At 37.3% G+C, this 19,311-nt stretch carries 19 protein-coding genes and 3 pseudogenes; 11 read left to right on the forward strand and 11 right to left on the reverse strand.

Annotated elements, in window-relative coordinates:
- Nucleotides 1-218 precede the first annotated feature (218 nt).
- On the reverse strand, nucleotides 219-635 hold the full coding sequence (locus ACIQ0C_RS10460) for a UvrD-helicase domain-containing protein (protein WP_403059527.1): 417 nt from the start codon (nucleotides 633-635) through the stop codon (nucleotides 219-221).
- Nucleotides 636-723: 88 nt separating this feature from the next.
- Complete coding sequence (locus ACIQ0C_RS10465; protein WP_403059530.1) at nucleotides 724-1,041, reverse strand: hypothetical protein; 318 nt, start codon at nucleotides 1,039-1,041, stop codon at nucleotides 724-726.
- Nucleotides 1,042-1,232: 191 nt separating this feature from the next.
- Between ACIQ0C_RS10465 and ACIQ0C_RS10470 the strand changes: the two are divergent.
- Nucleotides 1,233-1,452 (forward strand): annotated as a pseudogene (locus ACIQ0C_RS10470) (helix-turn-helix domain-containing protein); the annotation flags it as partial.
- Between the two features lie 325 nt (nucleotides 1,453-1,777).
- Nucleotides 1,778-2,062, forward strand: coding sequence for a DUF4183 domain-containing protein (locus tag ACIQ0C_RS10475; protein ID WP_402838872.1), 285 nt, complete (start codon nucleotides 1,778-1,780; stop codon nucleotides 2,060-2,062).
- Between the two features lie 93 nt (nucleotides 2,063-2,155).
- On the opposite strand, the gene ACIQ0C_RS10480 is transcribed toward ACIQ0C_RS10475, so the two are convergent.
- Entirely contained in the window at nucleotides 2,156-2,563 is a 408-nt protein-coding gene (locus ACIQ0C_RS10480) for a DUF4183 domain-containing protein (protein ID WP_403059533.1), read from the reverse strand.
- Between the two features lie 502 nt (nucleotides 2,564-3,065).
- Here ACIQ0C_RS10480 and ACIQ0C_RS10485 point away from each other — a divergent pair.
- Together ACIQ0C_RS10485 and ACIQ0C_RS10490 are read left to right on the forward strand one after the other, a co-directional pair.
- A pseudogene (locus tag ACIQ0C_RS10485) lies at nucleotides 3,066-3,342 on the forward strand (hypothetical protein).
- A 462-nt stretch (nucleotides 3,343-3,804) separates the two neighbouring features.
- On the forward strand, nucleotides 3,805-4,020 hold the full coding sequence (locus ACIQ0C_RS10490; protein WP_403059536.1) for a hypothetical protein: 216 nt from the start codon (nucleotides 3,805-3,807) through the stop codon (nucleotides 4,018-4,020).
- Nucleotides 4,021-4,490: 470 nt separating this feature from the next.
- Here the strand turns inward: ACIQ0C_RS10490 and ACIQ0C_RS10495 are convergent, their stop codons facing one another.
- From ACIQ0C_RS10495 to ACIQ0C_RS10505, 3 genes are all read right to left on the reverse strand, one after another.
- On the reverse strand, nucleotides 4,491-4,892 hold the full coding sequence (locus ACIQ0C_RS10495; RefSeq protein ID WP_403059539.1) for a hypothetical protein: 402 nt from the start codon (nucleotides 4,890-4,892) through the stop codon (nucleotides 4,491-4,493).
- Between the two features lie 783 nt (nucleotides 4,893-5,675).
- Nucleotides 5,676-6,635 (reverse strand): hypothetical protein, encoded by a 960-nt coding sequence (locus ACIQ0C_RS10500; protein WP_403059542.1) that lies wholly within the window; start codon nucleotides 6,633-6,635, stop codon nucleotides 5,676-5,678.
- A gap of 70 nt (nucleotides 6,636-6,705) precedes the next feature.
- The gene (locus tag ACIQ0C_RS10505) at nucleotides 6,706-7,158 is read right to left on the reverse strand and encodes a XoxI protein (protein WP_403059545.1); all 453 of its coding nucleotides are present in this window, start codon (nucleotides 7,156-7,158) and stop codon (nucleotides 6,706-6,708) included.
- 241 nt (nucleotides 7,159-7,399) lie between these two features.
- Between ACIQ0C_RS10505 and ACIQ0C_RS10510 the strand changes: the two are divergent.
- The 3 genes and pseudogenes from ACIQ0C_RS10510 to ACIQ0C_RS10520 form a co-directional block, all read left to right on the forward strand.
- Nucleotides 7,400-7,947: pseudogene (locus ACIQ0C_RS10510) on the forward strand (helix-turn-helix domain-containing protein); the annotation flags it as partial.
- A gap of 215 nt (nucleotides 7,948-8,162) precedes the next feature.
- Nucleotides 8,163-8,303: an SMI1/KNR4 family protein gene (locus ACIQ0C_RS10515; RefSeq protein ID WP_403059548.1), complete on the forward strand. Its 141-nt coding sequence runs from the start codon at nucleotides 8,163-8,165 to the stop codon at nucleotides 8,301-8,303.
- Nucleotides 8,266-8,973 carry an SMI1/KNR4 family protein gene (locus ACIQ0C_RS10520; RefSeq protein WP_403059551.1) on the forward strand — a complete coding sequence of 236 codons (708 nt, stop codon included), beginning with the start codon at nucleotides 8,266-8,268 and terminating at the stop codon, nucleotides 8,971-8,973. The genes ACIQ0C_RS10515 and ACIQ0C_RS10520 overlap by 38 nt, the downstream gene beginning before the upstream one ends.
- 270 nt (nucleotides 8,974-9,243) lie before the next feature.
- Here the strand turns inward: ACIQ0C_RS10520 and ACIQ0C_RS10525 are convergent, their stop codons facing one another.
- The 3 genes from ACIQ0C_RS10525 to ACIQ0C_RS10535 form a co-directional block, all read right to left on the reverse strand.
- Nucleotides 9,244-9,483 carry a peptidoglycan-binding domain-containing protein gene (locus tag ACIQ0C_RS10525; protein WP_403059984.1) on the reverse strand — a complete coding sequence of 80 codons (240 nt, stop codon included), beginning with the start codon at nucleotides 9,481-9,483 and terminating at the stop codon, nucleotides 9,244-9,246.
- A 791-nt stretch (nucleotides 9,484-10,274) separates the two neighbouring features.
- Entirely contained in the window at nucleotides 10,275-11,603 is a 1,329-nt protein-coding gene (locus ACIQ0C_RS10530) for an HYR domain-containing protein (protein ID WP_403059554.1), read from the reverse strand.
- 634 nt (nucleotides 11,604-12,237) lie between these two features.
- On the reverse strand, nucleotides 12,238-12,606 hold the full coding sequence (locus tag ACIQ0C_RS10535; RefSeq protein WP_403059557.1) for a hypothetical protein: 369 nt from the start codon (nucleotides 12,604-12,606) through the stop codon (nucleotides 12,238-12,240).
- Between the two features lie 68 nt (nucleotides 12,607-12,674).
- On the opposite strand from ACIQ0C_RS10535, the gene ACIQ0C_RS10540 reads away from it, so the two are divergent.
- Nucleotides 12,675-12,893, forward strand: coding sequence for a hypothetical protein (locus ACIQ0C_RS10540; protein ID WP_403059560.1), 219 nt, complete (start codon nucleotides 12,675-12,677; stop codon nucleotides 12,891-12,893).
- A 328-nt stretch (nucleotides 12,894-13,221) separates the two neighbouring features.
- Here ACIQ0C_RS10540 and ACIQ0C_RS10545 read toward each other — a convergent pair whose 3' ends face one another.
- A complete protein-coding gene (locus ACIQ0C_RS10545) occupies nucleotides 13,222-14,244 on the reverse strand; it encodes a peptidoglycan-binding protein (protein WP_483878361.1) in 1,023 nt (340 codons plus the stop codon).
- A gap of 179 nt (nucleotides 14,245-14,423) precedes the next feature.
- The gene (locus ACIQ0C_RS10550) at nucleotides 14,424-14,567 is read right to left on the reverse strand and encodes a phage holin (protein WP_403059987.1); all 144 of its coding nucleotides are present in this window, start codon (nucleotides 14,565-14,567) and stop codon (nucleotides 14,424-14,426) included.
- 343 nt (nucleotides 14,568-14,910) lie between these two features.
- On the opposite strand from ACIQ0C_RS10550, the gene ACIQ0C_RS10555 reads away from it, so the two are divergent.
- From ACIQ0C_RS10555 to ACIQ0C_RS10565, 3 genes are all read left to right on the forward strand, one after another.
- The gene (locus ACIQ0C_RS10555; protein WP_403059566.1) at nucleotides 14,911-16,278 is read left to right on the forward strand and encodes a hypothetical protein; all 1,368 of its coding nucleotides are present in this window, start codon (nucleotides 14,911-14,913) and stop codon (nucleotides 16,276-16,278) included.
- Between the two features lie 121 nt (nucleotides 16,279-16,399).
- Complete coding sequence (locus ACIQ0C_RS10560; RefSeq protein ID WP_403059569.1) at nucleotides 16,400-17,245, forward strand: helix-turn-helix domain-containing protein; 846 nt, start codon at nucleotides 16,400-16,402, stop codon at nucleotides 17,243-17,245.
- A 383-nt stretch (nucleotides 17,246-17,628) separates the two neighbouring features.
- The gene (locus tag ACIQ0C_RS10565; protein ID WP_403059572.1) at nucleotides 17,629-19,209 is read left to right on the forward strand and encodes a PhoX family protein; all 1,581 of its coding nucleotides are present in this window, start codon (nucleotides 17,629-17,631) and stop codon (nucleotides 19,207-19,209) included.
- The last annotated feature ends 102 nt before the right edge of the window (nucleotides 19,210-19,311 follow it).

Raw genomic sequence — 19,311 nt, forward strand, 5'->3', positions numbered from 1 at the left:
ATTTTCAAATGACAGTACCTCCAGTGCTCCATTGTAAAGATAGATAGCGTGTTGTTGTTCTCCTATTCGCTTCAGATTTCTATGCTCCGATTGAAAGGACTCTTAATTGTATTCTTTACATCACTAACAATACTGTATGAAAAATCATCAGTGATTAAAATTTTCGGATTCCATTTGTTTACTTTTGGATTATACGTATTATACCAATCAGGTTTCCTTTAATCAAAAAGCTCAGAAAACTTCTCTTGATATTCTTTATCATCTAACACCCTAAAATTCTTTTCTCCTAAAATCATGTGGAATGCTTTCTTTGCAAAAAAATTATTAAAGAACTCCTGAATTGTTCCAATAAAGTTAGGGTATTCTATATCATTCATCCCCATTTTTGCTAAACCTGTCCTAATCTCATCTACTGCAACATTTGTATGCGTAATAAGACATATCCCTTTATCACTCTTAGCTATTTTGTTCAATAGTAGGCCACACTTAGCAATTGGAACAGTAGTCTTACCAGATCCTGGACCTGCAACTATATCAATTGAACCCTCCGCCCTTATTGCTTCTTTTTGTTGATCAAAAAAATCACACCCTGGTGGTAAAATTTTTGGTGTTAAAGCTTTTAATTGTTCAATCATATTCGTATTGTTACCGTGTAAAATCCTTTATATTTCCTCTTTTCCTTCTATTTGTCGCAATTATGAATAATTAGTCCTATTACTTTATTCACATAAATGATAAAATGATGACGTTATGTTCTGCATTAGTTTTAGGGTTAACAATGTATAGTCCAAGTTTGTCTTCTGCTAATGAAGTAGAATCTACGGTTAAAAGAACACAAGACTCTAAGGTTGTGAAAGAGCTAGTAAAAATGATTGAGGAGGATAAAACCGTATCTAACCCAAAATTTAAAGTTAATGCTAGTGCTTCCAATTCTACACTAAGCACAGTATTACCAGTGGATACGGAGACAAAATACGCTGAGTTAGTCACTGATGAAGCGGGAGCAGAATCCGATGGTACAGTGCTTGCAGCTACTGTCATTAGGGACACAAATTCCAAATCAACTAACTATATGACTGTGTACAACAAACTTGAATGGAAAAAAGACGGGAAATACGTTTCTTTAAAGAGCGTAGAATCTTGGTGGAAAAGAACATCTTCTAGTTATTCCATAAAAGATGGATATCAATATGCCAGCGCAACTGGATCACCAAAATCGGGTGGCGGTATCAGCGAATTTTGTAGCCCATTGGGTTCCAGGTGTATTTGGCAATCTAGTAGGTTCATTCTACGAAAAAGCGAAACTATACAGGAATTCTGGAAGGTTATTAAGCAGTGTAATAGAGTGGAGATAAGATGCATAAAGGGCAGTTTGCTTATTTTAATGGGATTGTTAACAAGCATATGAATGACCTTTACTTTGATGCTGATTTTATGGACAACCTTAATTAATTTCAGAAAAGGTTTTTACCCGCCCTATTTTATTCCTTTAGCTAATAAAGTATAAGGCTCATTACACAAAAGAGTATGTTTCCAAAAGAGAATTTTTTTTACTCCTTTAGTTAATCCGATCAACTCTCTTCAAAATTTTTTTCTATTAAAGGTTTTTGCTGATTTTCTTATGGAACTAAAAAGGGCAGGTTAGCTCCAAAAGAAAAGTCGAACTTGCCGTTCCCTAATTCGAAGTATGAAATAAAATAATTAACAGGGGGACGGACAAGCTCTTAAGGAATGTCTGAAAAAACCCGTATATTATAAAAGAAGGGGGTGGATATAAATGGCAATAATTAAACCTTTTATGGCTTCCAGAAAATTCACTGCCACAATAGGAGATGGTACAGGTACAGGTGCGACTTTTGCAATTGCAGCAACAACCTTTACGGATGATGCAGGTGCAGCTGTAACCGCATTTCCTGGGTCATTTGCTTATTATATTTTATATATAAATGCTCAGATTCAAACAGCTGATACCTCAACCCTTACTACTACTACTATAACTATTCCAGGTGGTGATGCACTTGATGCTGCAACTCCAATTGTTGTTGAAGTTGTAGTCAACTAATCCTCATGATTTGCCAATGAAAAAATGCCGGTAATCAATTGGTGATTGTCCGGCATTTTGTTCATTGGATGCGTAAGAACTTCCACTTTTTCTTTATCCATAAATTATTACAAATTGAAGAATAATAGGGGATCCAGATAGGGGTAAATCGTTAGAGAATGTAAGTTTTCCCTGTTCTACGATGTAATTTATATTTGGCTGTAATATTCCATTTATAAATAAGTTTATATAAGATACGCTGTTTGGATTAAGAATCCCAGAGCTTCCGTATTTTAATACTCCATCTTGATTGGTATAAACCCTTTTTATACCGTCAGAGATTGCAGTATATTGAAAAGTTTTTACCTTTAAAATGTTAATGGGATTTGGGTTTTCCCTCACTGGATAAATATTTGGACAACCTCTTGGCGGACTTGGTGATATACAACTATTTTTATTATACAATCCTGTTTTCTTTTGTTGCTGGTACATGCTATGATAACCGATTAATTTCTTAGTCATAACTTGCTATTAAACCCTCCTTTTTGGATAATGATGCTCCGAAATTCTCTGTATTTGTTCTGTATCTCCCTTACACTTATATATTCATTTCTATTGGTTCAGGTATGGGTTCTACAGCCTCTATAATTTTCACATCATACACATTTTTTTGCTTTTTCCGACTTCCCACTTTTTTATCTTCAAGCTACTATTCTTTTTATTTTCTATCCCTTTCTCATCCCGTTCATTTATACATACAACCTACTCTCTACTTCATCCATCTTTACTCCTCCCGGCGACGACTCTAAGCCGTGTAAGTACAGAAGAACAAAAACAAAAATCTAGATAAATTGAACAACTTACAAAATATGGGGTAGACGAAATTGTGTGAAGAATTGTACTTAAACTGTCGGGTGCATTAGTTGAACATGAAGAGTATTTTGTTTACGCAGCTCGATAGACTTATATATAATAGATGAAATCCATTAGGAGTTGACTTTATGCTTAATCGGATTCGGAATAAATTGATCCCCGCACAAGAAACGGGAGAAGAAGTAGATATATCTACGCTATTTTACCCCTGCCAGGAACCATTATCGAAGAGGCAATGAAGAAGAAATGGAAAAAGCAGCAGAGCTTGAATTTAGACATATGGCTTTCATGAGGTTGCAGGAAATTTTTGGAGAAGTGTAGCAAGCCGTTTATCCGTTCCGTATGAATGGCCAATCAGAATTGATTATGCAAACGGCCCTATTTATATTGGTGAACACGATTTATATGAAGAAGAAAATGAAGATTGATATTGAAATTTACGCTTGGCATGGTCATGTATTAGTTATTAATGTATGTTAAATCGATTTTAGAGTGTTGACCAAAAGGGTTAACGCTCTTTTTCCTTACAAAATTAGCTGTATAGTGATGTAAGTGGATTTTTCCTTCTTTTAGAACTAACAGGTGCGTTCAAGGAAATTGTTTAAAAAAGTTTAAGAAGTTCATTTTCTAATATTACTTCAAACCCTTTTTGTTTAAAACTATCAACTTCTTAAAAACGGTTATAAACCAGTAGATTTAGGCTGTTTTTATAGCCTTATTTTCACTATTTGTACTATATTGTACAAACTTTTTTTCTATTAATGAATAAAATAACTTGAAAATAAAAAAAGAGGTGATTAAAATGAACCCGTTTAATCCTATTCCACATTGTAAACCTTTTGTAGATACCACATATAAAAATCATAACAAATGTGATCATAAGAAACACGATGATTGTTGTAAGAAAAAATGCTGCGATGATGACCATCACTTTGATTTTTGTAAGAAAAAATGCTGCAATGATGACCATCACTTTGATTTTTGTAAGAAAAAACGCTGCGATGATGACCATCACTTTGATTTTTGTAAGAAAAAATGCTGCAATGATGACCATCACTTTGTTTGTTGTAAGAAGAAACACTGCTTTGATAACTTCTGGTAATTGAAAGTTTGTTATGTGGAAAGTGCTTTGATCCAGTACTTGATCAAGGCACTTTTTTTAATATATTACCAAATATAGTTTATATAAAAAATACGAATTTCTTGAAGTACCTGCCCCTTTAGTTCACTAAGAAAATCACCAACATAAAAAAGTGCCCCTACTCAATACGAGTAAGGACTTTTAAGTCAAAGGTGCTTTGAAAGGAAAAGCCTTAATATTATATTGCCTCATTCAATACAATTATATACCCATGTAATAATAAACCCTTCTCGAATCGAGAGGGGCTTTGAAGATGGAAGTGTACCATGAGGTCGGTTGGCACCTTAATTTTAATTTCTCCTTACAATTTCTTTTTATTCATCCTACATAAAAAAACCCTCTCCATAAGAGAAGGTTTTCAAAACTGGCGTGACTTGTGAGGGCTTCTCACATTAGTATTGTAACCGTTAAAATCCTTTATATTCCTGCTTTTTATTATGCAGTAAACAATTCAGTGAAAGTAGCTTTGTCGGCTTTCTTATCTGCAGAAATTTCCCGTGCCTTTTGGAATTTATATAAAGCTAGATTCAGTACCTTTACCAAAGATAGAATCAAGTGATCCAGGGTTATATCCTTCCTTGTAAAGTGCGGCCGGATCCATGTAAGATTGCCTTTTGCGCCTTTTTGGACAGTGACGATTGCCGCCTTAGTTTTAGCTCCCAACTTTCCATCCACAACTAGCTTTTTATTAAATTGTTTATTAAGCTCAGTTTGTAGTGCTTTGATAAGTGCTGATTGGGTTTTAGGACCATTAAATCCTTCCACAATAAGACCAGCTTTATAACGGCTATTTGAGGTTTTTTGAATGGACCTGACAGTTTCATCTCCACTTTCCAAAGTTTCGTCATCCTCTTTAATATCTGGATGAACAATAACGTCTTTAGCATTTCCAAAATTGATTTTCTGACCTATTTTCAATTTAGCTGGATCGATACCAGCGCTTTTATTAAATCTCCAACTTGAACCCCGCCTGTTCCATCCTTATGTGCAATGCTCCATAAAGTACCGCCTTCTTGGATTGTATAAACATCAGGAGCTGGTGCTCGTTTGGCTGGAGTTTTTGAACCTTTCCAATTAAATGCATCCCTGTAGTTATTTCATTATGGACTTTGTCATATTTCCCCTATTCCATCTTTAACAAGTGCAGCGTGAAGCTCTGCGATACTTGCAAGAGTAGCTTCATCCATAGTGAACAAGCTTATGAATGACCTTTACTTTGATGCTGAGTTTATACACAACTTTAATTGAACATAAGAAGAAGGATAGTTGAGGAAGAATTCACTTTAATAAGACGAACTTATACTGTATTTGAGGAGTCCTTGCTTATGAAAAACTTATCGGAAATAAAAAAGACCAACTTCATGTTGTAAAAGGGTATATGAATTCTCCTTTTGATTTTTGACTCGTCTTACAATGCTGTATAAGTAAGGAACAAAAAAAGGCCTGGTAATCCAGACCACTTATCGGGGAAAGTGATTCCACTAATAAAACCAACTACCTTTTAGATTTATCTTTTATAGTTTTTGCTATTGCTAAAAAAACTATAAATCCGATAGTACCCACGAAACCTAATATATTAATTATAGTAGACAATCTGATTCTTCCTTTCCGTTAATAATCTTATTCTTTATTTTGAATAACAACTCTAAAGGAACCAAAAGTTTGTTGACTCTCATAATTATCAGCATTTACTTCATAAGGAAATGGGAAGGCGATGAGTTGGAAATTATTTTCTCTTTCAACGTCGGGTAGATTAAAATCAAAAAGATGTCTAGTTTCTGGTGGAACAGTGGTATATAAGACGTCTGTGTTATCTCTAACTGCAACTTGTTCCCAATCTTTTAAAGCTATGATTGCATATCTGATCTCAGCATTTGTCTCATTTCCGGCAGAGAACTTAAGTTCCTTGCCTTCTTTTTCAGTCATAATTGATTGCAACTTTTCCTGACTATTTGTGATAGATATATTTTCATTGAATCCATCCTTTACAATAGCATCAGGTTTTACTTGCTTTACTTTTTTTTCATCTTTCCCGCTGTCAGCTTTGTTGATGGAATACCGCATACTTAAAACTTGTTCTAAAATCCCTGCCCTATTTAGGTCGAGCTCCTTCAATTTATACTCTGGCTTTTGAACGATTACAAAAGCCAATTCACTGGAATCGGAACGAATGGGAACAGAAACTTTGAAGTTTATGGAGGTGTTAGGTTTCGTTTCAAAGAAAAACTTATTTACTTCCAGCTCCTTATTTTCAGTTTTGAAATTTACTTGTTTATAATCTTCAAAAATAAGTAAAGCATACTTTCTGTCCTCATCAATGTCATTGTCTACTGAGGCAACAACTGTCACTTCATTGTTTTTACTATTAAGTGCACTTCCTTCATCGATAAGGTTACCATTCAAATCTATCAAACCATACCCAACCGAACCATACTCAGCCGCATTCGTTTCTTCGCTTTCTTTTTCAATATCATCATTATTAGACATGCTTAATCTTAATTCTTTAGGTGGAGATGAAGCATAAAACCAGTAAAGAACCCCAAGCAATATCAATAACGCAGCTATATAGTATTTTTTCATAAAACCAATCTTCTCCTAATTAAAAGAGATATGCAATGAGCATATCTCTTCATTATTTTTCTACTACCAATTACCAATAGGCCTTTGTTTGACCATTAACAGTTTTATACCCTTTAAGTTTAAAAGTATGAGTCCCAATAGCAAAATCATTCCTGAAGTATATTGAATCGTTCAATGTTTTAACTCCAATATAGTCCGTCTTTGTAGAACTTGCCGATTTAGTTTTGATTAAAGAACCATCACCATTAAAGGTTTTAGCTCGTGCGTAAATATAGTCCTGTATCTTATCAGAAGATGATTTAGCGACTGCATAATTAGTCGATATAATTGGGTTGTATGTACTTAAACTTATACGAACTTTATTCTTTGCTAAGATGGTACTACCTGTACCATCTGGTTCTTGAGTAAATGATGATTCTTGCGAATTTACCAGACCTTCAGTTTCAGCTGCACTTGCCCCCGTAGCAGAACCTAGTATTAATAAACCTAATGCTGTTATAAATAATGACCTTTTCAACTTCAATATAATAACCTCCCCTCCGTTTAATATTTTACTATAAAAGTAAATATAAGTTAATGTTACCAAATTATACAATGAAATATGTCTGCAGCTGATTTTGTCTTAACAAATTCCCAACTGGATAAATATAGGAAACTACCCTGCAATTGATAAGGCGTTTTTGTGACGAATAAATAAAAAAGGCGAACTTTTCAATCTACTTTTTCTTCTTTCACAGCTGCAAGCAAATTTCGGTGTGAGCTAAATGTGTAAGAATACAATTGCAAATAAGCTTGAAGTCTCTTATAAAACAGTTCAACGTTTAATGAAAAAACTTGAAGACCCTTGGTATGACCCGCCAAGTACCAATGAAGAGAAAAAAAGATATGATGCAAACAGCCAATGCCATCATTATTCAACCTTTGAAAGAAGAAATGTCCGGCAAGCCCCCTGTGAAAGAGTCCAAGAAGTGTCCGGCCATTAAAACCCAAGAAAACTCTTTAAAAAAAGCAAATTTCGCAGCACATTGGGTTCCTGATGTATTCAGTAACCTAGTAGGTTCATTCTATGAAAAGGCTGAAACTATACAGGAATTTTGGAAGGTAATTAAACAGTGTAATAAAGTGGTTGATTATTCTACTAACAAAAGAGCATTTACAGGTAAACAGGAAATAGAAATCGGCACTAAAGGAATTTGCTATGAAGGTGAAAAGTGGAGTTAAGATGCACAAAGGGCAATTTGCTTACTTCAACGGGATTGTGAACAAACTTATGAACGATCTTTACTTTGATGCCGATTTTATTATGGATTGATTATCTAACAACCCTTTTTAAGCCGCCTGAATTTACTTATATAGGTGAAGGGATAGGACCTGTTTTAAAGATTGAATAAATTGTGTGAATGATTCTGCCTGGAATATTTTAAATGGGTATTTTACTATTATATGCAATTCCATTTTGGATCGGTTTTACCAGCAAATACGAAGTTTATTAAATGAATCTAAGTCATTAACTTAAGGAGAATATTAATGAAAAATATATGGGCAGAAGATGATATAGATTATATAGATGAAGAAATTGAATTAGAAAAATTGACTGAAGAAGATATTAAAGAAGCAGAAAAAGAATTCAATGTTAAATTTCCAAAAGAGTATATTGATTTGCTTTAAGATTAAAAATGGCGGGTACCTCAAATATCAAGCGTTGCCCGTAAATTTTAAAAATTCATGGGCTGATGACCATGTACCTTTACAATATCTTTATGGAATTAAAAAAAATAAAGGTATTTTCACTTCAAAAGTATTACTTAAAGAATGGGGAATTAGAGAGAAAAACTTTATTACTTTATCCGGTGATGGACATACCTGGATTGTATTAGATTATAGAAATAATAAACTTGAACCTGAAATTACTTTTATAGATATAGAAGAAAATAAAATTACTGTTATTTTTAAATCATTTAAAGAAATGATTGATAATCTTTTTGAGTATGAAGATGAAGATGATTTTTCAAACACAGTAGCAGATGTAAATACTTCTAGACTAGCTAAAGAATTATTGAAAAGCACGGATATAAATAATAAAATTGAAGGTCTATATGTTTGGTCATCTAGTTACGAAGATATGGATGAAATGATTTCTATTATTATTAATTTTCTTGAGACTGAAACTGATATGGCCATTAGAGAAGCCTGCACCGAAATAGTTGTCGGTTTAATTAGAAGTGAATACATTACTGATAAATCAATTATAGATAAAATTAAAGTCCTTGTTGATACAGATGAGGAAGAATTAAAAATCAATTATAAAATACTTATGGATTTTTTAAACGAACAATAACTTACTTATACTAAAAAAGCCCCTCTCACTAAGAGAAGGGCTTTTAACAATGATGTACTATTGGGGATAGTCCATAGCTATATTTTATTCATTCAATTTTTTATTATCCATCCTACACAACAAAAAACCTCTCAATTAAGAGAAGGTCTACCAAACTAAAAAACCCTCTCTACAAAGAGGGCCTTCCCAGGGTGGGCCTTCCCAGGGTGTGCAACAATTTTTGGAGATGCACATGTCCATATTTTATCCATCCAAGTCCTAAATATACATCTATTTTTTTGAAGCAAACAATTCTGTGAAGGTAGCTTTGCCTGCCTTCTTATCTGCAGTTATCTTTTTAGCTTTCTGGAATTTTAATAATGCTGATTCAGTACCTTTTCCGAAGATAGAATCAATTGATCCAGGATTATATCCTTCCAAATAAAGTGCAGCCTGTAGGATCCATGTAAGATTGCCCTTTGCACCTTTTTCCACTGTGACAATGGCAACTTTAGTCTTAGCTCCCCACATTCCATCCACAACTAGCTTTTTATTAAATTGTTTATTAAGCTCAGTTTGTAGTGCTTTGATAAGTGCTGATTAGGTTTTAGGACCATTAAATCCTTCCACAATAAGACCAGCTTTATAACGCAACAAGCGCTCTTGTTAAAGACAGAAAAAAATTCCTTCCCCAAATAAAATCGGGAGAGAGAAATGTTGATTTTTGAAAATTAGGCATATATCGCTTCTACGCTTGTTTTACACAACCAAGTTGAAAACCTTTTTACGCACTATGCCACAAGAAAAATCTCACAGCCATAATCTTTTAACTTCTCTTCCTGTAAATCTGATTGATCAATGGTGGTTACACGTCCGTATTCTATAAACGCCATTATGTATAACCTCTTTTCATTTGTCTAAAAGTTTATTAACTTCTGTAATTTTACTTTAGACTAACTTCCGGACATTGTGAAGGGTTATTTCGAGGGGGAATTGAGGTGTTTTTTCAAGTCTCTAGAACTTATAACTTTTGGAACGGCCATTTCTAAAGGTACTTTTCTTAGGGGGGTGTTCTATAGAGAACCTTTTTTTATATCCAATAGGAACGCACTGAAGGTACCGTAAAGCGATTTAATTGTTTTGCGATCTGCGCCATAGTTAATAATTGTTTTCCAATTTGAAACCCTCCTAATCTAGGAAATGGAACATAACATTATATTAACTTTCTACAGCAGTTCTACAATAACCTATCATCTTATGGGAAATTAGAAATAAAAAGTACCTTGATCAAGACTGGATCAAGGCACTCTTTTTTTAACAAACTACCAAAAGTTATCAAAGCAGTGTTTTTTCTTCTTACAACAATCATTGTGTTTCTTATGATCACATTTGTTATGATGAAGATATGTGGTATCTTTAAAAGGTTTACAATGTGAAATAAGCTTAAAAGGGTTTATTTCTTTTACTGTTACTGTAAACGAACAACGAGCGCTTATATTCCCAGCAGCATCCGTGGCTCTACATGTCACCGTAGTTGTTCCAACAGGAAAGCACGATCCAGAAGGTGGGGAACAAACAACTGTTGCTCCAGGACAGTTATCATTTACAGTTGGCGGTGGATAGTTCACTATCGCCCCACAAACACCAGGGTCATTATCCTGAGTGATGTTACCTGAACAGATGATGGTTGGGGGTTGAGTATCAGGCGTAAAGGTAATTTCAACAATTCCATTACCTGAACGAACAGCACTTTGGTTAACTTGATTGATCCCAGTATTGAACGAAGAACCACCTCCACCTCCTCCACCAGCGGTAGCACCAGTAGTAGCACCACTACCGCCATTACCACCACCAAAGCCTCCACCTCCTCCACCAGAATCACTACCACCACCGCCGCCGCCGAAACCACCATTCCCTCCACCATTTGCCGCAATACCACCAGTACCAGCAATACCACCAGCACCGCCTCCACCTCCACCAGTTCCACCAGCTCCGCCAGCAGCTCCTCCGCCACCGCCGCCTGCATTCAAAGCACCACCGCCGCCGCCGCCAACACCTCCTAAACCAGTAAGGCCACTACCACCACCACTAACACCACCAGCACCACCAGTACCAGCAAAAGCGCCACCACCGCCGCCGCCTCCAGAGGCATTAATAATAAGATTACCGCTACCTCCAGCACCTCCACCTCCAGTAGCAAGTCCACCAGCACCGCCAGTAGCACCACCAGCACTACTATTACCATTAATACCGTTAGTTGCACCTCCACCTCCACCAGAACCGGCAGTTCCTGGAGCATTCTGGAAACCACCGCCACCACCGCCGCCAGCGCTGATTAATATACTAGCTAAGGATGGAGTCACGCCGCGCCAAACAAATGATCCGCCACCACCGCCGCCTGCACCAGCACCTTGACCACCTGCGGCACCGAAACCGCCAACGAGAATAGTTAACAGCTCTCCTGAAGTAACAGAAAACTCCCCTTGAATAGAGGCTCCCAGACCACCTGAACCACCAGTACTTATCCCACCAAAACCTGAACCACCAGCTCCGCCTTGCGCTCCCTGTGCTCTAATGGTCACAGAGCATACATTTGCTGGAACCCGAAATGTTTGAAGAGCTCCCGTAAAGTTAAATGTTTGTGTAGCCATTCATTTTTCTCCTTTCATTTTCAGCATGTTCATTTTGGAAAAACTTTATATATTTTCACAAAATGGCTATTTTTGTTAATCTATCTTTTTTCGAGCGATGCATTTATCCTTAGTAAAGAACATTTTTTTTCCCTCTATTATATGAAGATACTAGACTAGCTGTTTGTGCTTATGAAGGAGGTTAATGAGCTTTTTAAAAAAACCTTTTCAAAAACCTGATATATTGGGTTCTGAAAAGGCTTGGTTCCTATAACATCTGATTATGTGAACTAGCGTTTTTTCGTTAGTTGAAGAAGAAAAATCAAAAGCATTGTTTAACAGAGTCTATTTTAAAGAAGTTACAATCAAAAAAGTTCGTAAAAGTATACTTTTACGAACGCAAACGATAAAAACAACAATAAAGTCAGTGTAAAACGTACACTGAAGATGCATTATTATTTGCCGAAACACCATTGCTAAATTTATAGTTTGATAAGTTTATTGTTTTTCCCACTTTTCTTAACGTCTTAAACAGAATAAATGTAAGCGAATTTCTAACTACCTTTTTTCTTTGATTTCTTAAATACAGGGAAAATAAAGATAGCAATTATCTTCGCAGCTTTACGGTTAACATAATTTAAGCTTTTCTGAAGGCTTACGCAGGAGGATAAACAGTTGCAGTAAGTCCGAGGTTACGAGCTGCAATAGAGGTTATACCTACGCGACTGACAGTATCACTCTCAGAAACTCTAACTCGATAGGTATAGTTACCTGCAGGTCCAGGCACATCGACCCTTGTAAAGTTAGGATGCCATTCATATAAATCTGAAAAAACACCAGGTGTTCTCAAGTAATTTCCACTCTGAGAGGTAGTTTCTAATGTGATGAAGGGGGGGCGAATTAAATCAAATAACAAACGATATTGAAAGCTTGTTGCAGCTCCTTCAGTGTCAACTTGAATAGTCAATGTACCATCTAGTTTAACCCTTTGATTTTCTTCAGTCGTGGTTACTTGAACTTCCATAAGAAAAAGATCATTAGCGCCAGGTGGGATAACTACAAAGTTTCCTTGTTGTGCAGTAACAAAAAGGGTTGACCCAGGTCCCTGTAATCCTGGAGTTCCAGGAACTCCTTGAGGTCCAGGAACTCCTTGAGGTCCAGGAACTCCTTGAGGTCCAGGAACTCCTTGAACTCCTTGAGGTCCTTGAGGTCCTCGTAGTCCTCGGGGCCCTGGAATTCCAGGAACTCCTTGGAGACCTGGACGACCTGGAGGACCTGGATGAACAGGAGGACAACAACAGATCCTATTGAAGCAGCGAGGGCAGCAAAAATTAGATGACATAAAATTCACCTCCTTTCTATTAATATATTTTTGCTTTTTAATATTGCTTGAATGTTTGTCCATATAGTTTTAACTAAATAGAAATATAGCTTTTACTAGCGTTCCGATCTTGTTCCGGTATTAAGTTTCTCCCTGGATGAATTGTTAGGCATTTTCGCACTGTATCTTGTGTGTAACATTAGACCAGCTTTCCTTGTTCATCTAAACTGCCCCTTTAGTTCAAAGAAATCCAACAACACCTTTAACAGAGCTTCAACAAAAAAATAGCCCCTACTCAAAACGAGTAAGGGCTATTGATTATTCAGCAAACAATTCCGTCAAGGTGACTTTACCTGCCTTCTTATCTGCAGTTAACATTTTAGCTTTCTGGAATTTAGATAATGCCGATTCAGTATCTTTTCCGAAGATAGAATCAAGTAATCCAGGGTTATATCCTTCAGTGTATAGTGCAGCCTGTAGAATCCATGTAAGATTCCCTTTTGCACCTTTTTGGACAGTGACAATTGCAGCCTTAGTTTCAGCTCCCCACTTTCCATCCACAACTAACTTTTTATTAAATTGTTTATTAAGTTCATTTTGAAGTGCTTTGATAAGTGATGATTTGGTTTTAGGGCCATTAAATCCATCCACAATTAGGTCTGTTCCATATCGGCTATTTAAAGTTTTTTGAATGGATCTAATTGTTTCATCTCCACTGTTCGAAGTTTCGTTATCCTCTTTTATATCTGGTTGTACAATAACATCTTTAGCATTTCCAAAATTGATTTTCTGCCCTATTTTTAATTTAGTTGGATCGATACCAGGATTCGCTTTTATTAAATCTTCAACTTGAACCCCGCCTGTTCCATCCTTATGTGCAATGCTCCATAAAGTATCACCTTCTTGGATTGTATAAACATCAGGAGCCGGTGCCGGTTCGGCTGGAGTTTTTGAACCTTTCCAATCAAAAGCATCTCTGTAGTTATACTGACAATAAGCTTTCCAACTATAACCTGGCATTTCATTATGGGCTTTGTCATATTTTCCTATTCCATCTTTAACAAGGGCAGCGTGAAACTCTGCGATACTTGCAAGAGTAGCTTCATCCAAAGTGTCATACCGATAATCACCAGCAACACAAATTCCAAGTGAGAATTGATTGTTATTCCCTACATGATAGGTCCTTCGGTCAATATCATTTGCATATACAATCTTAGCCCTTTTACCATTTGGAGAATTAATTAGATTCTTAGGCTCGGCAATAAATGTATATCCTACTCCATGCCACCCCAGCGTGTTTACATGGTAATCCGCGAAGCTTGCAGCATCAGAACCACCCAAATCTTTCTTTGTTAATTAATGATGCCATACTAGGTGAGTAATTGTTTTCGTGCGCTTTGAAATAAGTGCCTTTTGACTTTAATTCGCCAATTCTATCGATTAATTGTGGAAGATTATAAAAGTTCATTTCAATCGTCTCCTTTTAATTTTACAAAATAAAAAGCCACCCGATGGGGAGCTTATTTTAATCCATTCTTTTTCAAGACTTCTTCTTGTTTTTGAGCTTTTTTAGTCACTAAATATTGATTCTTATATACTCCATATAAAGCATAACCAAGGGGGATTAAGGCTGTAAGAAAATTAGTAAATGTATTATCGTATATTCATTGAACCATTCAACCTGAAAACTGAGTGATTGAAAAAACAAAAGCAGTGTACCAAGTGCACCGCCTATCATGGCTATATCAATTCGAATGTAATCCACCAATATTGTCTTACTTTGTACTGATGATAGCTGATTCTGTAGCATTATCTTATACAACATTCCTCTATTTCAACTAAGTCTTAAGCAAAAGAAAAAACACTTTGACCCAGTAATCTCATCTTAAACTCGATATCTACACCATAAGTTGAAAATAAGATAAGCCTTTTAATTTTTGAAACAACTCACCACCCCGTACCTCCCTCATAATCTGTAACTAGGCACATTTATGAGGGGGACGGATCATGGAGATGGAATTAACGGCACTCCATTGGATTTATGTTGTTTTTATTGCATTGATAATCGGGTTTATGGTAAAACGTCGTGATACTACCCTCATCTGCATAATTGGTATTTTCCTTTTGGCTTTAGTGGCTACAGGCAGTTTAGCCTCTTCCATAAGCGGGATATTCAACAGCTTCATTTTCGCAATCACGGAATTAATGTCCACGATATTAATCATTTCCATAATCGTTGCCATGAGTACAGTTTTAACGAAGTCGGGCATTAATGATGTCATGATTGCACCGTTTGCAAAATTCATTAAAAATCCTACACTTGCCTTTTGGGTGATCGGAATCGTCATGATGATGATTTCCTGGTTTTTCTGGCCATCACCTGCCGTTGCCTTACTTGGGGCCGTTCTGCTCCCCGTTGCCTTACGGGCTGGTTTACCTGCACTCGGCGTGGCGATGGCGATGAACCTTTTTGGTCACGGAATAGCATTATCGGGGGATTTCATCATTCAGGCTGCCCCTAAACTAACGGGTGATGCGGCTTCCATACCAGTCGGTGATGTCATCGCTGCGAGCATCCCCCTTGTCATTACAATGGGGGTCGTCACCACCCTCTCCGCCTTTATCCTTTTAAAGCGGGATATGAAGCTTGGAAGAATCCAACCGGCGGATAATGAGGGACTTGTTCAAGATCAAACAATCAGTGTAGATTTGCTTACACTGGCACAAAAGAAGTTTTTTGCCGTTTTCATTCCGATTGCCTTTCTGTTGGATGTTGTGGCATTGTCGATTTTGAAATTGCAAGGCGGAGATGCAACGGCGTTGGTTGGCGGTACAGCCGTTTTCATTCTGCTGGTTTTATCCCTTGTCGCACATAAACAACAAGGACTTGAAAAATCAACGGCCTATTTGATTCAGGGGTTTCAATTTGGCTTCAAAGTATTCGGACCCGTCATTCCGATCGCTGCATTCTTCTATTTAGGTGATTCTGGATTCAATCAGATCATCGGTGACTACTTACCAAAAACATCCCTCGGCATCGTCAATGACCTCGGTGCCGCCTTAGCTGCCTCCGTTCCTTTAACGAAAGAAATAGCCGCCGTCACACTAACGGGCATCGGTGCCATCACTGGCTTGGATGGATCGGGCTTTTCAGGCATTTCTTTAGCGGGATCTGTCGCCAAACTTTTTGGCACGGCAATCGGAAGCGGAACCGCCACCTTGACTGCACTCGGGCAAATAACCGCGATTTGGGTTGGCGGAGGTACACTTCCGTCGATTAAAAACATTTCTTGCGTCTACCGGAAAACACAAAAAAGCACAGCGTGTATAAATAGTGTTGGACCACTACTTATACCGTCCGCCTACTCACGATAGGCAAACACTTGCTGTACCCTTATCCACATTTTACAATATGTGCTGGGTTGGAGCAACGTTTGTCATGATCAATTATGGTGAACGTTGCTTTTTTGTTTCCATAAAGGAGACAGCATTTAATATGAAGAAACGTATTGATGTAATCGCTAATGAAGAAGCATATAACAACCTATCCTCTTTCTCAGATATAGAAGAATTAAATAAAACGGTAAGAGTATACAGGGACATCCTTCGTGTAGATATTAAACGTTCAGATGTACAATCGAGACTAATTTCCTTACTGGAACTATTAAAGCGTCACAGCTGCAAGCAATTTGGTGTGAGCTATATGTGTAAGAATACAATTGCAGATGAGCTTGAAGTCTCTTATAAAACTGTTCAACGTTTAATGAAGAAACTTGAAGACCTCGGTATGATCCGCCAAATACCTATGAAGAGAAAAAAGGACATGATGCAAACAGCAAATGCCATCATTATTCAACCTGTGAAAGAAGAAATGTCCGGCAAGCCCCCTGTGAAAGAGCCCAAGAAGTGTCCGGCCATTAAGACAACTACTTCTTTCTTAAAACAAAATATTAAAAACAATAAACGTAAAGCCGTTGCTCAATTCTCTCATGTGGATAATTCTCCAGAAAACTCTTTGAAACAAGCAAATTTTGTAGCTCAATGGGTTCCAGGTGTGTTTAGTAATCTAGTAGGTTCATTCTACAAAAAAGCTGAAACTATACAGGAGTTTTGGAAGGTAATTAAACAGTGTAATAGAGTGGTTGATTATTCTGCTAACAAAAGAGCATTCACAGGTAAACAGGAAATAGAAATCGGAACCAAAGCATTCAAGGAATTTGCTATGAAGGTTAAGAGTGGAGTTAAAATGCATAAAGGGCAATTTGCTTACTTCAACGGGATTGTGAACAAGCTTATGAACGATCTTTACTTTGATGCTGATTTTATGGACAACCTTAATTAATCTCAGAAAAGGTTTTTACCCACCCAGAATATTTTTTTCCTTTAGCCTCTAAAGTATAAAGCACATTTCACAAAAGATTATGTCTCCATAAGAGAATTTTTTATTAGTCCTTTAGTAAATCCAATCAATTCTCTTCCAAGTTTTTTCCATTAATGGTTTTTGCTGATTTCTTATGGAACTATCAGGGCAGGATAGTTGAAATAGGATAATGAATATAGAAGGTAGTTCAATAAAATTCATTCTGTAAACTGATGTAATGTAAAACTATTGTAAAAATAAAAGTATTAGTCTAAAAGAAAGCATGTCCTCATATTCCCTTTCCATTACACATATACATTAGAGGGACTAATGTCTAAGTATCTTAAGGAAAGAGGTGTTTTGTTTTGACAAATTACTATTATCCCTACTATCCGTATCCTGCCGGGGACAGGAACGTGCAGGTTCCATACGTGCCCCAGGAACAAGGATACAGGCAGCCATATGGGACACGGTTTTCACAGTTTAGACCAATCAGACCTTCGACTCAGGATCAGTTGATTCTTCCTAGAGGGTATAAGTACGATATTGTGGCAACCTGGGGACAGGATTTAGGCAATGGTGAAAACTTTGGATTTAATAATGATTTCACCTGCTATTTCGGAAGCAGCCCAAATGAGGGCCTCCTTTGGGTCAATCATGAGTATATAGGGGATATGAGTATATTTGTCACGGGATATAAGGAAGAGCCAGGCGGCCCCAAAAGGACAGCGCAGCAAATTGCTGTGGAAAAATACAACCTTGGCGGATCGGTCATTCACATCCGAAAAGGATCAGAAGGGAAATGGACAGTTGTAAAAGGCTCCCAATTCAATAGAAGAATTACGGCCAATACACCAATCAATTTAACCGGTCCAGCAAAAGGGGATGCAGCAGTTGGCGGGGTTACAAAGGTTACAGGTACATTTGCCAACTGTTCGGGTGGAAAAACACTATGGAATACAGCTTTTTCTGGAGAGGAGAATTATGAGGGAATTGTGGAGGACTGGTCCGAAACTCCGGGAGTTCCAGCTTTGAATCCTACTCATTACGGGTGGGTGGTTGAAATCGATCCTTCTGATCCTAAATCGACCCCCAAAAAACATTCCATGCTCGGCCGGTTCTCGCACGAGAATGCAGTAATGACTCTTGGGAAATCCGGGCGAGTTGTCGTTTACAGTGGTGATGATGCCAATGACCAGTGTGTATATAAATTTATAAGTGATGATGTTTATAGACCTGAGCTAGGGAAACAGAATAGCCGTCTCTTGGAAAAAGGAACTTTATATGTCGCAGATATGGGCGCAAATAAGTGGATTCCCCTTAATCTTGATAAAACACCTAAATTAAGAGAGAAATACAAAACACAGGGGGAAGTGCTTGTCAACACTCGTGACGCAGCAAAGCTCGTGGGCGGAACTCCACTTGATCGTCCAGAGGATGTTGAAATTCATCCGCGGGACGGCTCTGTGTTTATTGCGTTCACAAATAATACAAAGCACGGAAACTATTACGGACAGATATATCGCCTTGTCGAGGAAGACAATAACCATGAGAGTACCTCTTTTGTTTATGAAATCTTTATATCCGGAGGGCCGCAAAGCGGTTTTGCCTGTCCAGATAACTTGATGTTTGACCAATCAGGGAATTTATGGGTCTGTACAGATATCTCTTCTGATAAAACTAATCAAGGAGCTTACAAACCATTCGGAAACAACGGCTTATACATGATTCCAACGGAGGGACCGAGTCGGGGAAAGGCTATGCAATTTGCCTCCGCGCCAGTACAGGCGGAATTAACCGGAACATGGCTGGCTCCAGATGGTGAAACACTTTTTATGTCTGTTCAACATCCAGGGGAAGAGAGTAAGGATGTTAATAATCCGACCAGCCGGTGGCCTTTTGGTGATATTCCGAGACCATCCGTAGTGGCAATTACCAGGCAATAAATAAGGATGTTATTTAAGATGATAAAACTCAGCTTGTGCTTACACCCCGCAAAGTATCGATCCAAGTGCAAAAAGCTGACCTGCATGTTAGGTCAGCTTTTA

It is taken from the genome of Peribacillus sp. NPDC096448, from assembly GCF_044762675.1.
Classification (GTDB): Bacteria; Bacillota; Bacilli; order Bacillales; family DSM-1321; genus Peribacillus; species Peribacillus frigoritolerans_B.

Bases quoted from the DNA above. Each gene is read 5' to 3' on its own strand.
- ACIQ0C_RS10555 (WP_403059566.1), top strand. From the start codon at position 14,911: ATGGAGATGGAATTAACGGCACTCCATTGGATTTATGTTGTTTTTATT.
- ACIQ0C_RS10535 (WP_403059557.1), bottom strand. From the start codon at position 12,606: ATGGAAGTTCAAGTAACCACGACTGAAGAAAATCAAAGGGTTAAACTA.
- ACIQ0C_RS10460 (WP_403059527.1), bottom strand. From the start codon at position 635: ATGATTGAACAATTAAAAGCTTTAACACCAAAAATTTTACCACCAGGG.
- ACIQ0C_RS10530 (WP_403059554.1), bottom strand. From the start codon at position 11,603: ATGGCTACACAAACATTTAACTTTACGGGAGCTCTTCAAACATTTCGG.
- ACIQ0C_RS10560 (WP_403059569.1), top strand. From the start codon at position 16,400: ATGAAGAAACGTATTGATGTAATCGCTAATGAAGAAGCATATAACAAC.
- ACIQ0C_RS10525 (WP_403059984.1), bottom strand. From the start codon at position 9,483: ATGTGGGGAGCTAAGACTAAAGTTGCCATTGTCACAGTGGAAAAAGGT.
- ACIQ0C_RS10465 (WP_403059530.1), bottom strand. From the start codon at position 1,041: ATGACAGTAGCTGCAAGCACTGTACCATCGGATTCTGCTCCCGCTTCA.
- ACIQ0C_RS10500 (WP_403059542.1), bottom strand. From the start codon at position 6,635: ATGAAAAAATACTATATAGCTGCGTTATTGATATTGCTTGGGGTTCTT.
- ACIQ0C_RS10480 (WP_403059533.1), bottom strand. From the start codon at position 2,563: ATGACTAAGAAATTAATCGGTTATCATAGCATGTACCAGCAACAAAAG.
- ACIQ0C_RS10520 (WP_403059551.1), top strand. From the start codon at position 8,266: ATGTTAAATTTCCAAAAGAGTATATTGATTTGCTTTAAGATTAAAAAT.
- ACIQ0C_RS10475 (WP_402838872.1), top strand. From the start codon at position 1,778: ATGGCAATAATTAAACCTTTTATGGCTTCCAGAAAATTCACTGCCACA.
- ACIQ0C_RS10515 (WP_403059548.1), top strand. From the start codon at position 8,163: ATGAAAAATATATGGGCAGAAGATGATATAGATTATATAGATGAAGAA.
- ACIQ0C_RS10490 (WP_403059536.1), top strand. From the start codon at position 3,805: ATGATTGTTGTAAGAAAAAATGCTGCGATGATGACCATCACTTTGATT.